Source organism: Pseudofrankia sp. EUN1h (assembly GCF_001854645.1).
In the GTDB taxonomy this organism is placed as follows: Bacteria; Actinomycetota; Actinomycetes; order Frankiales; family Frankiaceae; genus Pseudofrankia; species Pseudofrankia saprophytica.
In genome coordinates this window covers 106,496-121,009 of sequence record NZ_MBLN01000042.1, presented here as the reverse complement: position 1 = coordinate 121,009, position 14,514 = coordinate 106,496, and the positions used below count along the sequence as shown (strand labels likewise).

The following is a 14,514-nucleotide window of genomic DNA, read 5'->3' as shown; positions in this document are numbered from 1 at the left end:
TCGGAGCAGCGCCCGGCCGGCCCCTTGACGGGACGGTCCGGCAAAGACACACGCGGACACTCGGGACGCCGGCGACCACCGGCGTCCCGAGTGTCCGCGGCCCAGCGGCGCGGCGCCCGATGGCGACTCCCCGCGGCCCGGGTACGCCGGGCACCCGCGGGGTGAGGCTCACTACTATCGCTCGACAAGAAGAACCAGCTGTGCGCGAGCCGACGCATCTGTCGCGCTGGCCCCACCTCCGGTGCAGTATCGAGGCCGCGTCGGCGGGCGACTCTCCCGTACAGCGGGCGCTCGCCATTCGGGCGGGCAGCGCCGCGATGATGCCGAAGGAGCCGCGGCATGCTGCCACCCGTCAGGAAACGATTAACCAGAAGCGCCGCGCTCGCGGCCAGTGTGGGCAGCCTGGCCGCCTCCCTCTCGCTGGCCGCCTGCGGCCAGGGAGGCGCGAACGGGGCGGGCGGGGCCTGCTCACCCACGGTGCCCGGCATCACGCCCACCGGGGTCAAGGCCGGGATGGTCTGGACCGACACCGGGCCGGGGGCGGCCACCATGCGATCCTTCCGGGCCGGCGTGGACGCCCGCCTCCACGTCGCCAACGAGGAGGACGGCGGCGTCTACGGCCGCAAGATCACCTATGCCTGGCGTGACGACATGGGCGACCCGGCGCTCAACGTGCCGAGGGTCCAGGAGCTCCTCGACCAGGAGAAGATCTTCGGCCTCATCTACGCTCCCGGCGGCGGCCGTGACTCGGCCAAACTCCTGGAGCAGCGCAACGTCCCCGTCACCGGCATAGCCAGCGACCCGGTCTGGCTGGGGCTGAACAACATGTTCTCGTGGTTCTACCTGGGCGACGGCTCCAGCACCACCTGGGGAAAATACGTCCATGACCAGGGCGGAACCCGCGCGGCCCTCTTCGCCACGGCCCAGACCGCCGGGAACGGAGACTTCGCCTCGCAGATCACGGCGAGCCTGAAGGCCAGTGGCGTCAAGGTCGTCAAGACCTTCTACATCGGCCAGATCACCAGCTACCAGACCCTCGCCGAGCAGATCAAGGCGAACAACATCGACGCCCTCACCGGCGTCCTGCTCCCGGACGCGGCCGCCAAGCTGCTCCCCGAGCTGGCCAAGCTCGGCATCACCCTCGGCGGGGGCCTCAAGGTCGCGGTGATGCCCCTGGGCTACGACGACAACAACCTCACCCAGTTCGGCCGCTCGATCGCCGGCGTGACCGTTCTGACGGCCACCCAGCCCTTCGAGCTGAACACCGCGGGCCAGCAGACGTTCAAGAAGGCGATGAGCGAGTACGCCCCCGAGATCCAGCCGCCGACCCAGGACCTGGCCGTGGACGGATGGATCTCGGCCGACCTGTTCATTCGGGGCCTCGAAGCGGCCGGAAAATGCCCGACTCGGGAGTCCTTCATCGCCGGCCTGCGTGCCGTGAAGGACTACGACGGTGCCGGCCTGACTCCCGACGCCAGCATCGACCTGTCCACCAACCTCCGCGAGACCTCGACCTGCTATTACGCCATCAAGATCAGCAAGGATGGCTCCAGGTTCGAGCCCACCAGCGAGACAGCCATCTGCGGAGATGTCATCAGCCCAGAGCAGATGACCGCCCTGAACCAGCAGCCCTGACGGACCAATGGTCCTGAAGGAGCCAACAGCCAGCCGGTTCCGGAACAGCCCGGCCGGCTCCTTGGTGGTGGCGGTCCGACGAAACTACGCACATCTGGCCCGGGGCACCGGCAAACGCCGGCGCTCCGGGCGCCCCGCGGGGTGAGTGCTCATTACTATCCACGTCCATGACAGGACCCAGCGACGCCCGGGCCGACAGGTCGGCGCAGAGGACTCACCTTTTCCGGCGCAGGACCGTGACCACGTCAACGCGCGCATCCTCCGCGCACTGTGAGCGCTTACCCGCCCAGGCGGCCACGGCCGCTATATGCCCGCGAAACCGCGGCCCGCTGTTACCGCCCAGCAATCGATTAATGCGGGCCGCGGCGGCCGCGTTCAGCGCGGGTGGGCTGGCCGCCTCCCTGGTCGCCTGCGGTGGCGGCGGCTCGAACGCGGCGGGCGGGGCCTGCTCGGCCACGGTGCCCGGCATCACGCCCACCGAGGTCAAGGCCGGCATGGTCTGGAGCGACACCGGACCGGGAGCCGCCACCCTGCGCGCCTTCCGGGCCGGCGTGGATGCCCGTCTCCACGTCCTCAACGAGGAGGAAGGCGGCGTCTACGGCCGCAAGGTCACCTACGCCTGGCGCGACGACCGGGCCGACCCCACCCTCAACGTTTCCATGGTCCAGGAGCTCCTTGACCAGGAGAAGATCTTCGGACTCATCTACGCTCCCGGCGGCGGCAGGGACTCGGCCAAACTCCTGCAGGAACGCAACATCCCCGTCACGGGCATCGCCAGCGACCCGGTCTGGCTCGGGATGAACAACATGTTTTCGTGGTTCTACCTCGGAGACGGCTCCAGCACCACCTGGGGCAAGTATGTCCGCGAACAGGGCGGCACCCGCGCGGGCGTCTTCGCGATTGGCGCGAGCGCGACGAGTGGGGGCTTCACGCAGCAGGTCGTGGCGAGCCTGAAGGCGAACGACGTCAAGGTCGTCAAGACGTTCAACGTCAGCGAGATCACGAGCTACCAGACCGTCGCCCAGCAGATCAAGGCGAACAACATCGACACCCTCACCGGTGTTCTGCTGCCAGACGCGGCCGCCAAGCTGCTCCCCGAGCTGGCGAAGCTCGGCGTCACCCTCGGCGGCAGCCTCAAGGTCGTTCTGTTGCCGACCGGCTACGACGGCAGCAGCCTGGCGACATACGGCAGGTCGCTCGCCGGCGCGTCCATCTTCACCTCCGTCCAGCCCTTCGAGCTCGACACTCCGGGGCAGCGGAAGTTCGAGCAGGCCATGAGCGACTACACCCCGGAGATTCAGCCCCCGACCCAGGGCCTGGCGGTGAGCGGCTGGATCGCGGCCGACCTGTTCACCCGCGGCCTCGAAGCGGCTGGAAAATGCCCGACGAGGGAGTCGTTCATCTCCGGCCTGCGCGCCGTCAAGGACTACGACGGCGCAGGCCTGACCCCCGACGCCAGCATCGACCTGTCCACCAACTTCCGCCAGACCTCGACCTGCTACTACGCCATCAAGATCAGCCCGGACGGCTCGAAGTTCCAACTGACCGGCTCCACGGCCACCTGCGGGGACAGCATCACCCCGCAGCAGATGACCGCCCTCAACCAGCAGCCCTGACCCGGTAGCCGCCAACCCCCGGGGTTCGCCCGTCACCTCTCGGCGTGGCGGGCGAACCCTCCCGAGCAGAAGTCCCACACCTCGTCCGTCGTGAGCGGGTGCGCGCCCTCGCTCTCCCCCGCGACCGCGGTCGACTGGGCGAGGAACATCACCGACTGCATGACCATCGCGGCCGCCCGGCGCGGGCGCAGGCTCGTCCGCAGCTGGCCGACCGCGTCGACGCGGGTCATCAGCTCCGCGAACACGCTGAGCATCGGCTCGTGCGCGGACCTGACCTCGGCGGGGTAGGTCATCAGCAGCTGCGTGGCGAAGTCCGTGAACAGCGGGTGGCGGGTGGACGGATCCGGCAGCGAGCTCTCGAACAGCATCCGGATGGCGACCTCGAGCCCGGTCAGCGGGTCGACCTCGGCACCCGCCGCGATGCGGATCTCGTCCGCGGAGCGGCGCAGGGCGTTCTCGAACAGCGCCAGCAGCAGCTCGTGCTTGCCGCCGAAGTGCTGGTAGAAGCTGCGCAGCGACTGGTGCGACCGGTCGACGACTTCCTGTACGGTGAAGTCGGTCGACCCCTTCTCCAGAATGATCGCCTGGGCGGCCTCGAGGAACTGCTGGACCTTGCGCTCCGCGCGCAGGCGCGCGGCCTTGGTGGAGCGCTCGACGGCACGCTGCTTCCAAGCCGGTTCCTCGCTCAGCGTGCTCACAGCAAGCTCCTGGTCGTGCGCCATGAGTAGAACGTACTCCCCAGCGTGCGTACAGCCATGTGCACTCCTCGCCCCCCTGGCCCGCGGCGCCCGCGAGACCGATGCTTCCGTCTTCGGAGAATGTTATTCTCCATCGGGTCCGGGCGGAATACCGTCAGGAGGCCCTCCGTGGCGCAGATTCCACCAACCGTCGGGAGCCGGCATGCTCTTTGAGCTGGACTCCGACCAGCAGCTGTGGCGCACGACCGTCCGCGATGTCCTCGCGAAGGAGTGCCCGCCCGCGCTGGTCCGTTCCGTCGCCGACCAGGGCGCGGACCCGGGACCGCTCTGGCGGACCTTCACCGGCCTCGGCTGGACCGAGCTGACCGAGGCGACCGAGGCAGTCGAGCTCGCGATCCTGCTCGAGGAGCTCGGCCGGGCCACCGACCCGACGCCCTACCTCGCGACCATGACCTGGTTCACCCCCCTCGCGCCGGGCGTCATCTCCGGCGAGCAGTCCGGTACCGCCGTCCTCGACGGCGTCAGCGCCCACCGTGACCCGCACGGCGGCGAGGGCTGGATCCTCGACGGCACCGGCCATCACGTCCTCGACGGCGACCGGGCCGACTGGTTCGCCGTGGTCACCGACGCCGGCGTGTTCACCGTTCCCGCCACCGAGGCGACCGTCCACCGCGAGAGCGTCTTCGACCCGCTGCTGCACGTCGCCGACGTCAGCTTCTGGCAGGTCAGGGTTGGTGAGGAGAGCAGGACCGGCGCCGACGTCGACCTCGCCCGCGACATCGCGCTCACCGGCCTCGCGCTGACCATGGCCGGTGCCTGCAAGCGGATCCTGGAGCTCACGCTCGCCCACGTCCGCACCCGCGAGCAGTTCGGCGTCCCGATCGGCTCGTTCCAGGCCGTCAAGCACAAGGCCGTCGACATGCACGTGGCGATCGAGCGCGCGACGGCTCTCGCCTACTTCGCCGCGCTGACGATCGCCGAGCAGGACCCGCGGCGCGCCACCGCCGCCGCGATGGCGAAGGCGGCCGCCGGCGAGTGCACGACGGTCGTGTTCGAGACCGGCTTCCAGCTGTTCGGCGGCATGGGCTTCACCTGGGAGAACGACCTGCAGTTCGCGCTGAAGCGGGCGCTGTCCGGCGAGCTGCTGCTCGGCGGCGCCGACGTACACCGGGCCAGGATCGCAGCCGCGCTGCTCGACGCCCCCGCGGTGACCCCGGCGGCCAGCCCAACCTCGGAGGAGCACCATGCGGCTGCGGTTTGACGACGACGTCGAGGCCTTCCGCGCCGAGTTCGCGGCCTTCCTCGACGCGAACCTGCCAGGCGTCGAGGAGACCACCGAGCGGCCGACCTCCACCGCGCACATGCCGGCGTGGACGAGGCGCTGGCAGCGGCTGCTGTTCGACAACGGCTGGCTGCTGCCGGGCAACCCGCCCGAGTACGGCGGCCGGGGCGCCACGCTGCTGCAGCAGTTCGTCCACCTGGAGGAGCTGGGCAGGCGGCACGTCTACCACAGCTTCAACCCCCAGGGCCTCGGCATCATCGCCGCCTCGCTGCTCACGTTCGGCACCGAGGAGCAGAAGAAGCGCTGGGCGGTGCCGATCCTGCGCGCCGAGATCACGGCGGCGCTCGGCATGAGCGAGCCGGGCGCGGGCTCCGACCTCGCGGGGCTGCGCACCCGGGCGGCGCTCGACGGCGACCACTTCGTGGTCAACGGGCAGAAGATCTGGACCTCGGGCGCACACGACGCGGACATCCTGCTGACGTTCGTGCGTACCGACCCGGACGCGCCCAAGCACAAGGGCATCAGCGTCCTGGTGATCCCGACCGACCTCCCGGGCATCACCCGCCGGCCGTTCGGCTCGATCGTCGGCGCGGACGACCTCGACTTCAACGAGGTCTTCTTCGACGACGTCCGGGTACCGGCGGAGAACCTGATCGGCGAGCTGAACAAGGGCTGGCACGTCGCGAACGGCTCGCTCGGCCACGAGCGCACCATGCTGTGGCTCAGCTTCGCCGACCACCTCGACGAGCTGGTCGACGACTTCCGACCGACGTCGGCGCTGGACCGCGACCGGTACGCCACCCTCGCGATGGACGCCCAGGCGCTGCGGCTGCTCGGCTCCGCGGCCCTGGCCCGAGCGTCGCGCGGGGAGGAGGACGTGGCCTCGATCTCGGTGCTCAAGCTGTTCGGCTCCGAGGCGGTCCGCACGTCCACCCGGCACGCGCTCCTCGCGCAGGGACCGGCCGGGCTGACCCGCGACAAGCCGAGCCGGCCCTTCGAGCACCTGAACCTCGACTGGTTCTTCGCCAGCTGGTTCGACCGGTACGCGCGCAGCTTCTCCGGCACCATCGCTGGCGGGACGTCCGAGATCCAGCGCACGATTGTCGCCGAGCGGGTCCTCGGCCTGCCCCGGGGCTGAACCGTCAGGGGCTGAACCATCGGCCCGAGAACATCGGCCGCCGGGCGCGCGAAGAAAGATCATTTTCGCACGCCCTTCGGCCCACCAGCCGAACGGTCATGGGAGTACTGACTTGTACATTCTCTACGACGTCGCCGACAACATCGCGACGATCACGTTGAACCGGCCGGAAGCCGCCAACGCCCAGAACGGCGCGCTGCTGGAGGAGCTCAACGACGCCTGGGTCAAGGCGGCCGAGGACCCGGATGTGAAGGTCATCATCCTGCGCGGCGAGGGCAAGCACTTCTCCGCCGGCCACGACCTGAAGCCGGACCCCTCCACCCCGGCGCCGGCCAAGATCACACTTGAGGACATCTACCGGATCGAGGCCCGGCGCTACCTGGAGTTCTCGCTGCGCTGGCGCAACGTCCCGAAGCCGTCGATCGCCGCTGTCCAGGGCCGCTGCATCGCCGGCGCGCTGCTGCTGTGCTGGCCGTGCGACCTGATCATCGCGGCGGACGACGCGAAGTTCTCCGACCCCGTCGTCGCGATGGGCATCGGCGGCGTCGAGTACCACGGCCACACCTGGGAGCTCGGGGCGCGCAAGGCCAAGGAGATCCTGTTCACCGGCCGGGCGATCACCGCCGAGGAGGCGGAGAAGGTCGGCATGGTGAACAAGGTCGTCCCCCGGGCCGACCTGGACACCGAGACCCGGGCGCTGGCCGCCCAGATCGCGGCGATGCCGTCGTTCGGTCTTCGCCAGGCCAAGCGCGCCGTCAACCAGACCCTGGACGTCCAGGGCTTCTACGCGGCGATCCAGTCGGTCTTCGACATCCACGAGACCGGCCACGGCAACGCGCTCTCGGTGTCCGGCTTCCCGGTCCTGGTCAACCTCGACCAGATGAAGACCACCATCAAGTCCGCCAGCTAGGCGGTCCTCAGCGGCCGGCTCCGTCACCACAGGGGCGGCCGGGCGCGGGCTACCCCGCGCCCGGCCGCCCCTGGCATGTCCGGCCGCGAGCGTCCGCGGGACGTCGTGGGAGTCCCGTCGGGCGTAGTGGGGCCATGGGAAGGTGCGACGGCCACGGAGGCGGTAGCGTAGAGGTCCGGAAGGCACGCCATGTTGTACGGACTCCTGGCCGACCTCGTGGTGATGATCCACCTCGTTGCCATCGGCTTCATTGCCGCCGGCGGTCTACTCGTCTGGCGATGGCCGCGCGTGCTGTGGTTGCATGTGCCCGCCGTCGGCTGGGGTGTGGCGATCATCTCCATCGGCTTCGCCTGCCCGCTGACCCTGCTGGAGAAATACCTCCGCCGGCTGGGCGGCGAGCACGTGTACCCAGGCCCGTTCATAGATCACTATCTGGCAGGTGTCGTCTATCCCGAGCGGTTCACCTGGCTTGTGCGTGCGCTGGTGGCCGTAGCTGTGCTCGCTGGATATCTGGCCAGCCTGGTCAGGCTGCGTCGCCGACGCCAACAGGCCCAGAAGCGACAGCGGGCGACCCGGGATTCCGCTCGCCGCTCCGGTCGGCCTGCTCGCGGTCGCCGTCCCCTTGGTCCTGCGGGCGACATACGCCGACACACCCGGTGCGCGGGCCTGGTGCACGGTCTTTCTCCTGCTGGCCAGGCGTCTCGCGGGCGGGAGCGTCGGGCCGAAGACCGGTCAGGAGCCGTCGGCGCAGCTGGTGCCGGGCGGGGGCGCGGCGGCGGTGACCAGGTACCGCTGCTCCAGGTCCGCGACGCACCGGGAATTGAAGAAGGCGATGTGGGCGTCGCCGTCATACCTGGCGACGGCCGCGTGCTCGATCTCGTCGGCGACCCGCAGCGCCAGGGTGTAGGGCGCGAGCGGGTTGTGCCGGGTGACGACGAGCAGGATCGGCGGCGTGCCCTGCACGCGCGGTGGCCGCGCGTCGACCCGGGGCGGGTAGGGCCAGCCCAGGCAGCCGGTCAGGTAGTCCCAGGAGTCCGCCGCTCCCCGAGTGTGTGGGGCGAGCGCGCGGATCTCGGTCCGCAGCCGCTGAAGCTCGGCGAAGGCCGCGCCGTCGCCGGCGGGCAGCTCGTTGCGGAAGTCGAGGCAGCCGACGGCCCGGTACGGGTGGTAGTAGGCGGGTCCGAAGTTGTACGGGTAGGCCTGGCCGAACAGGCTGTTGCCCAGCTGGGCCTGCCGAAGCCCGTAGGCGAGGTCGGCCCAGCCGCCGTGGCCAGCCGGAAGGTTGCCGTTCGCCAGCGCGTACATCGTCATGAAGGAGATCTCCTCTCCGGTCACGGGATGGTCGACCCCCGGCGTGGGGATCGGTTCGCGGGTGGCTCGGGCGATCAGCTCGTCGTACACCGCGGCCACGTCCTGGCCATGCAGCGCGCAGTCGGGAGCCCGGTCGCACCACGCGGTGAACCGTCGGAAGCTCTCCTCGACGGCGAGGACCTGTTCACGCACATACCTGGCGGTCGGCACCGAGTGGTCGAGCGGGCTGTCGATGACCATGGCTCGGACCCGGTCCGGGTAGAGGTGGGCGTAGGTCTGCGCGACGAGGCTGGCGTAGGTCCAGGCGAACCAGCTCAGTACCGGCTCGCCGAGGGCGCGCCGGACCGCCTCCGCGTCCCGGGCCTGGCTTACCGCGTCGACCTGTCCGACCAGGGAGGCGCGGCTGGCGCCACCGTCCCCGCCGCCCCGGCAGCTCGCGGCGAGTGCACCGTTGCGGCCGCGTAGCGCGGCGAACGCGGCCTGGTCACTCGGGAAGCGCGTCACGGTGGGGCTGTTGAAGGGCAGCGCGCAGTCGAGGGGAGCGCTGTGCACGGTCGCGTCATGCTCGCCAAGGGTCAGGTCGAGACCGCCGCCACGCGGATCGATGCCGACGAGGTCGAACCGGCGGGCCAGCTCCTCGGCCGGCCCGAGGCCGCCGCTGGACGGGCTGGCGACCTGGTTGACGACCGAGACGCCGGCACCGGGCATGAACAGCAGCGTGCCGATCCGGTGAGCCTGGTCGGTGGCGGGGTGCCGGGCGATCGCGAGCGTCGTCGTGGGTCCGTCGGGGTCGGACCAGTCGAGAGGGACACCGAGCGTCGCGCACCGCGAGGTCGGATCCGTGCGGGGACCGCACGACGTCCACGCCAACGGCGACGCCGCCGCGGCGGCCGGTACGGTGGCCGCCGGCCCGGCCGGGCAGGCACCTGCCAGGATCGGCATGGTCAGCCCCAGCCCCAGCGCCACGCCGAAGGGCGCCATGCGCGTCCGGAACGGGTCCCACCGGCCACCAGCCCCGCCAGACACCCTCCTTCGCGCCGTCGTCGCGGCTGGGCCCTTCGTGGTTCCGCGCCTGGTCCTGGTCCTGGTCCTGGTTTCAGTCTCGGGCACCTGCATGTCGTCCACCTCTCGCGTCCTTCGTGGCATCGCCCTTTCTGGCCATGCGTCGCGAAAGGTAGAAAGCAGCGACGCGACGCGCGTCCCGCCAGCGCGGACGCCGTGATACCGGATTCGCGGTAGGTGCCGCAGCCGCGACGACGGTCGCACGGCGATGCGGAGATCAGGCCTCGGTGGCGGAGACCAGACCGGTCTGGTAGGCGAGTACCACCAGCTGCGCGCGATCCCGCACGTGCAGTTTGACCATCGCCCGGTTGACATGTGTCTTAGCGGTGGCCGGGCTCAGGTGAAGCCGCCCGCCGATCTCCCGGTCGCTCAACCCTTCCGCGACGAGGGCCACCACCTCGGTCTCCCGCGCGGTGAGCACGGCCAGTCGGGCGACATCGGCGCGGTGATGGGCGGGTTGGGCGACGAACGCGGCCACCAGTCGCCGGGTGACCCCTGGCGAGAGCAGGGCGTCGCCCCGGGCCACCACCCGCACGGCGGCGCGCAGGTCGGCCGGCTCGATGTCCTTCACCAGGAAGCCGCTGGCCCCCGCCCGCAGCGCGCCGAACACGTACTCGTCGAGCTCATAAGTGGTGAGCATGATGACGCGGGTCGCCGCCAGCCTGTCGTCCGCGACGATCCGCCGGGTGGCCGCCACCCCGTCCAGCACCGGCATGCGGACGTCCATCAGGACGACGTCCGGCCGGGTCGACACGGCCAGCCCCACGGCCTGCTCGCCGTCGCCGGCCTCACCGACGACCTCGAGGTCGTCGGCCTGTTCCAGCAGGACCCGGAAACCCGCCCGTACGAGGGCCTGGTCGTCGGCAAGCAGCACCCGCACGGTCACGGCCGCTCCAGGGCGGGTAGCCAGGCCCGGACCACGCAGCCAGCCGGATGCCCGGGTCCGACGTCGAGCCGACCGCCGACGGACGCGGCCCGTTCGGCCATCCCGACCAGCCCGTATCCGCCCGCGCTCGGGCCGGTGGACCGCGGGCTCTGCCCATGCCGGGCGCGCCCGGCGGACAACCCTCGGCCATCGTCCGCCACCTCGACCGCCATCCCCTCGCGCTGGTAGTCGATCCTGATCGTCGCGACGCCGGCGCCCGCATGCCGGACCACGTTCGTCAGCGACTCCTGGATGATCCGGTACGCGGCGAGCTCCACCGCCGCCGGCACCGCCCGGGCCTCGCCGACCACGGTCAGATCGACGCGCAGACCGGCGCCGCGCGCGGTGTCGAGAAGCTGCGCGAGCTGATCCAGCCGAGGTGCGGGCGCGGGCGGCGCGTCGAGGGTCTCCCCGCCCGTTGGCGCCGGCCTTCCCGCCGACCAGGCTCCCGATCCGGAGCCCTCCCCCGCGAACGGGGAGCGGGGCGCCGTGCCTGCTCGCGGGTGGCCGGCCGGTTGCCGCAGGACGCCGATCACCACGCGCAGCTCGGCCAGCGCCTGTCGGCAGGTGGCGCGGACCGTCTCGATGGCGGTCCGGGCGACGGCGGGCCGACGGTCCAGCACGTCCGCGGCGACTCCCGCATGCACCGTGATCACACTCACCGTGCTCGCGAGGATGTCGTGCAGGTCCCGGGCTATCCGCAGGCGCTCCTCGTCGACCCGTCGGCAGGCCTCCCACTCCCGCTCCTGCGCTGCCTGTCGGCGCAGGTCGTCGCGCGCCCGGACGGCGTACCCGAGCAGGAACGCGGCGGCCAGCGTGAGACTGCCGTCGGCGCCGGCGTCCAGCAGATAGGCGCCCGGGTGCTCACCGGGATAGGCCCGTCCCGCGAGGTCGGTCGTGAGCAACCAGGCGGCCAGGAGCATGCCGCGACGCATGTTGCCGGACGAGGCCGCGACCGTGAACAGCGCCACCCACAGCGCCGGCGCCGGCGCCCCGCCCGGGAGATCCGCGATGTGGTAGCCGAGCCAGAGAAGCGAGTCCACCAGCAGCACGGTCAGCGGCCAGCGACGCCGTGCCAGCAGCATCGCCGCCATGGTGAGACCGAGCGCGTACGCCGGAGAACCAGGGTTCGTCGTCGCGAGCCCGCCGGGGCCGACCGAGATCCGGTAGGCGATCCACGCGGCGGCGACCGCGGCGACGATGACGTCGGTCAACCAGTCGGGCACGCGGCGTCGCGGCCGGGCCAGCCACCGCCGGCCACCAAGACTCATGGTCACCAACGGTAGAAGAGGTCAGTCCCGGGCACATCGGCCTGCCGCGGGCCCTTCCTGGCACGTCACCTACCGCGGCGGCGGTACTGGCCAACCGGGTACCGCGGCCGCGGTACCCGGTTGGCCGGCCCGCCGGGGTGCGCGCGGGAACGGGCGTCGGCGGCCACCGGCAGCCGGGCTTTGGCCGTTACCCCGCTACAGCTGAGCCAGCCGGGGCGCGACACCCTGGGCACGGATGAGGGCGCCGGCCTGGCGGGTGAGCTCTCGGGAGTTGCCGAGCAGGCCGTCGAGGACCAGGGCGCGGCGGATGTGGTGGTGCAGGGCGTGCTCGGCGGTGAAGCCGATGCCGCCGAGGACCTGTTGGCAGTGACGGGCGGCGTCGAGCGCCGCCTGGCCGGCGGACGCCTTGGCCAGCAGGGAGCCAAGCTCGTCCTCGGCGACCGTGAGCGTGGCCTCGGCGCCCTCCAGGGCGACGTAGGTTTCCGCGAGGCGGTGGCGCACGGCCTGGAACGCCGCGATCGGCTTGCCGAACTGGGCCCGGTCGAGCGCGTGCGTGCGGGCGAGGTCGAGCATCGCCCGGCCGGTGCCGACCAGCCACCAGCCGAGCGCCCGGCGGCCCGCGGCGAGCGCCGCCGGATCGGCGGCCGCCTTCCCGCCGTCGGCCGCGTCCGGATCGACGGCCCGCAGCGGCAGGGCGGCGTCGAGCAGTTCGCCGTCGTCACCCGCGTCCCCGCGCTCCCACACGACGTGGCGGCCGCCGGCATAGGGCAGCGCCACGGCGGCGCCGACGGGCTGGCCCGCGGCGACGAGCAGCACGTCGCCCAGCAGTGAGGCGTGCGCGCCCGTCTCTCCCAGCAGCGAGAAGACCAGCGGGACGGCGACGTCGGGCTCCTCGGCGAGCAGGTCCTCCCAGCCGAGCTCGGCCAGGGCCGCGTCGAGCGCGGCCCCCGCCGGGGTCTCGGTCATGGTCCCGCGCAGCGCCGCGGCGAGCAGCTCCCGTTCCTCCGCGTCCACGGTTACTMCTTGCCCAGGTTGAGGAGCCGGCGGGCGACGATGTTGCGCTGGATCTCGGCGGTGCCGCCGTAGATGGTCGCGGCCCGCGAGTACAGGTACTCGGTGCGCCAGTCACTGTCGGCCAGCTCGATCACCCCGGGCAGCACGTCGCGCGCCGTGTTGGACAGCAGCTGCTCGGCGGTCGCCAGCAGGATCTTGTCCACGGACGTCTCCGGGCCCAGGTTCGCGCCGGCCGCGAGCCGGCGCTGGGTGTTGCGCGAACGGCAGCGGACGGTGTGCAGCGCCAGGTAGGCGGCACCCAGGGCCGCGTCCGTGGTCGCGGTCGGCTCGCTTCCGTCCGTGTCCGCGTCGACGACGAGTCGGTCGAGCCGGGTGAACAGGTAGGTGATCCGGTGCCAGAAGCAGGTGGACCGCTCGTACGGGAGCAGGTCCATCGCGAGGCTCCAGCCGTCGCCTTCCTTGCCGAGCATCCGCTCGTTCGGAATGACGACGTCGTCGAAGAACACCTCGGCGAACTCGTCGACGCCGTGCATGGTGCGCAGCGGGCGGACGGTGATGCCGGGGGTGTCCATGTCGACGAAGAACGCGGTGATGCCGGCGTGGCCGGGCGCGGTGCGGGTGAGCAGCACGCACCGCTGGGCGTACTGGGCGAGGCTCGTCCAGACCTTCTGGCCGTTGATGACCCAGGCGCCGTCCTCGCGCTGGACCGCGCGGGTCGTCAGCGACGCGAGGTCGCTGCCGGAACCGGGCTCGGAGAAGCCCTGGCACCACTGCTCGCGGCCGGACAGCAGCAACGGCAGCATCTGGGCCGCCAACTCCGGCTTCGCGTACGAGATCATCGTCGGGGCGAGGACCTCGACGAGCGAGTAGTTGGTCGCGTCGGTGAGGTCGCGGTTCGCGACCTCCTCTCCTAGCACCGCCCGCAGCACGTCCGGCCCGCCGAGGCCCCCGGCCTCGACCGGCCAGCCGTAGCGCATCCAGCCGGCGTCGAACAGGGCGCGGCGGACCTTGCCGAGCTGGGCGACCTCGGCGTCGAGCGAGTGGTCGGCGGGTTTGGCGAGCTCGGTCGCGCGCTCGTCGAGCCAGGCGCGCACCGCGGCGCGGAACTCCTCGACGGTGACCGTCTCCCCGTCCACCGGCGGGACGAACCCGGCGGGCACCAGCGAGGTCGGGCTCACAGGTTGATCCGCTCGATGACGTGCGGGATGCCGTGGTCGTGCGCGCCGCTGCGGCGGATGAACGTCATGGCCCTGGTGCGCAGCCGCCAGCCGTCGGCGGTGCGCAGGTAGGTGTCCCGGTAGTAGCCGATGCGCATGTCGTGCTTGGAGTGCTCGATGAAGCACAGCGGCTGGGTGCCGGTGGCGTTGATCCCGTCGTCGGCGAAGTCGATGGCGGGCGTTCCGGTCAGGAACAGGCCCTTGGGAGCGGCCGCGACCAGCGCCGGGAAGTCCTTCAGCGCGAAGGTGTCCCCGAAGGCGGTGTAGGTGCCGTCGGGGGTGAAGACCTTGGTCAGGCCGTCGATGTCGCCCTGAGTGATGGTCACCGCGTAGCGGGCGAGGGTCTGCTGGATCTCGACCAGATCCTCGATGCGGTTCGGCTTCACCGTCGCGGTCTCCGGCGCCCGGTTCTCGAACACCGGGCTCTCGGCGACA

The 14,514-nt window shown here is 71.4% G+C and carries 12 protein-coding genes and 1 pseudogene; 6 read left to right on the top strand and 7 right to left on the bottom strand.

Going from position 1 to position 14,514, the window contains the following annotated elements:
• The first annotated feature begins 339 nt into the window (after positions 1 to 339).
• Together BCD49_RS09735 and BCD49_RS09730 are read left to right on the top strand one after the other, a co-directional pair.
• Positions 340 to 1,635, top strand: a complete 1,296-nt coding sequence (locus BCD49_RS09735) for an ABC transporter substrate-binding protein (RefSeq protein ID WP_007510017.1) — start codon at positions 340 to 342, stop codon at positions 1,633 to 1,635.
• A gap of 353 nt (positions 1,636 to 1,988) precedes the next feature.
• The gene (locus BCD49_RS09730; protein ID WP_007510019.1) at positions 1,989 to 3,251 is read left to right on the top strand and encodes an ABC transporter substrate-binding protein; all 1,263 of its coding nucleotides are present in this window, start codon (positions 1,989 to 1,991) and stop codon (positions 3,249 to 3,251) included.
• Between the two features lie 32 nt (positions 3,252 to 3,283).
• Here BCD49_RS09730 and BCD49_RS09725 read toward each other — a convergent pair whose 3' ends face one another.
• Positions 3,284 to 3,949, bottom strand: a complete 666-nt coding sequence (locus BCD49_RS09725; protein ID WP_007510021.1) for a TetR/AcrR family transcriptional regulator — start codon at positions 3,947 to 3,949, stop codon at positions 3,284 to 3,286.
• 202 nt (positions 3,950 to 4,151) lie between these two features.
• Between BCD49_RS09725 and BCD49_RS09720 the strand changes: the two genes are divergently transcribed.
• The 4 genes and pseudogenes from BCD49_RS09720 to BCD49_RS46365 form a co-directional block, all read left to right on the top strand.
• Complete coding sequence (locus BCD49_RS09720) at positions 4,152 to 5,210, top strand: acyl-CoA dehydrogenase family protein (protein WP_007510023.1); 1,059 nt, start codon at positions 4,152 to 4,154, stop codon at positions 5,208 to 5,210.
• Positions 5,194 to 6,369, top strand: coding sequence for an acyl-CoA dehydrogenase family protein (locus tag BCD49_RS09715; RefSeq protein WP_007510025.1), 1,176 nt, complete (start codon positions 5,194 to 5,196; stop codon positions 6,367 to 6,369). The genes BCD49_RS09720 and BCD49_RS09715 overlap by 17 nt, the downstream gene beginning before the upstream one ends.
• Positions 6,370 to 6,481: 112 nt before the next feature.
• Positions 6,482 to 7,279, top strand: a complete 798-nt coding sequence (locus BCD49_RS09710) for an enoyl-CoA hydratase (protein WP_007510027.1) — start codon at positions 6,482 to 6,484, stop codon at positions 7,277 to 7,279.
• Positions 7,280 to 7,468: 189 nt separating this feature from the next.
• Positions 7,469 to 7,732 (top strand): annotated as a pseudogene (locus BCD49_RS46365) (DUF2784 domain-containing protein); the annotation flags it as partial.
• A gap of 279 nt (positions 7,733 to 8,011) precedes the next feature.
• Here the strand turns inward: BCD49_RS46365 and BCD49_RS09700 are convergent.
• The 6 genes from BCD49_RS09700 to BCD49_RS09675 form a co-directional block, all read right to left on the bottom strand.
• Positions 8,012 to 9,571: an alpha/beta fold hydrolase gene (locus tag BCD49_RS09700; RefSeq protein WP_007510032.1), complete on the bottom strand. Its 1,560-nt coding sequence runs from the start codon at positions 9,569 to 9,571 to the stop codon at positions 8,012 to 8,014.
• A 298-nt stretch (positions 9,572 to 9,869) separates the two neighbouring features.
• Positions 9,870 to 10,538, bottom strand: a complete 669-nt coding sequence (locus BCD49_RS09695) for a response regulator (protein WP_007510033.1) — start codon at positions 10,536 to 10,538, stop codon at positions 9,870 to 9,872.
• Positions 10,535 to 11,803, bottom strand: coding sequence for a sensor histidine kinase (locus BCD49_RS09690; protein WP_051466416.1), 1,269 nt, complete (start codon positions 11,801 to 11,803; stop codon positions 10,535 to 10,537). Before BCD49_RS09690 ends, BCD49_RS09695 begins: the two co-directional genes overlap by 4 nt.
• Positions 11,804 to 12,043: 240 nt before the next feature.
• Positions 12,044 to 12,862 carry an acyl-CoA dehydrogenase family protein gene (locus tag BCD49_RS09685; protein WP_007510037.1) on the bottom strand — a complete coding sequence of 273 codons (819 nt, stop codon included), beginning with the start codon at positions 12,860 to 12,862 and terminating at the stop codon, positions 12,044 to 12,046.
• A gap of 2 nt (positions 12,863 to 12,864) precedes the next feature.
• Positions 12,865 to 14,040, bottom strand: a complete 1,176-nt coding sequence (locus BCD49_RS09680) for an acyl-CoA dehydrogenase family protein (protein WP_071041408.1) — start codon at positions 14,038 to 14,040, stop codon at positions 12,865 to 12,867.
• Complete coding sequence (locus BCD49_RS09675; RefSeq protein ID WP_027141098.1) at positions 14,037 to 14,465, bottom strand: nuclear transport factor 2 family protein; 429 nt, start codon at positions 14,463 to 14,465, stop codon at positions 14,037 to 14,039. The genes BCD49_RS09680 and BCD49_RS09675 overlap by 4 nt, the downstream gene beginning before the upstream one ends.
• Positions 14,466 to 14,514 lie beyond the last annotated feature (49 nt).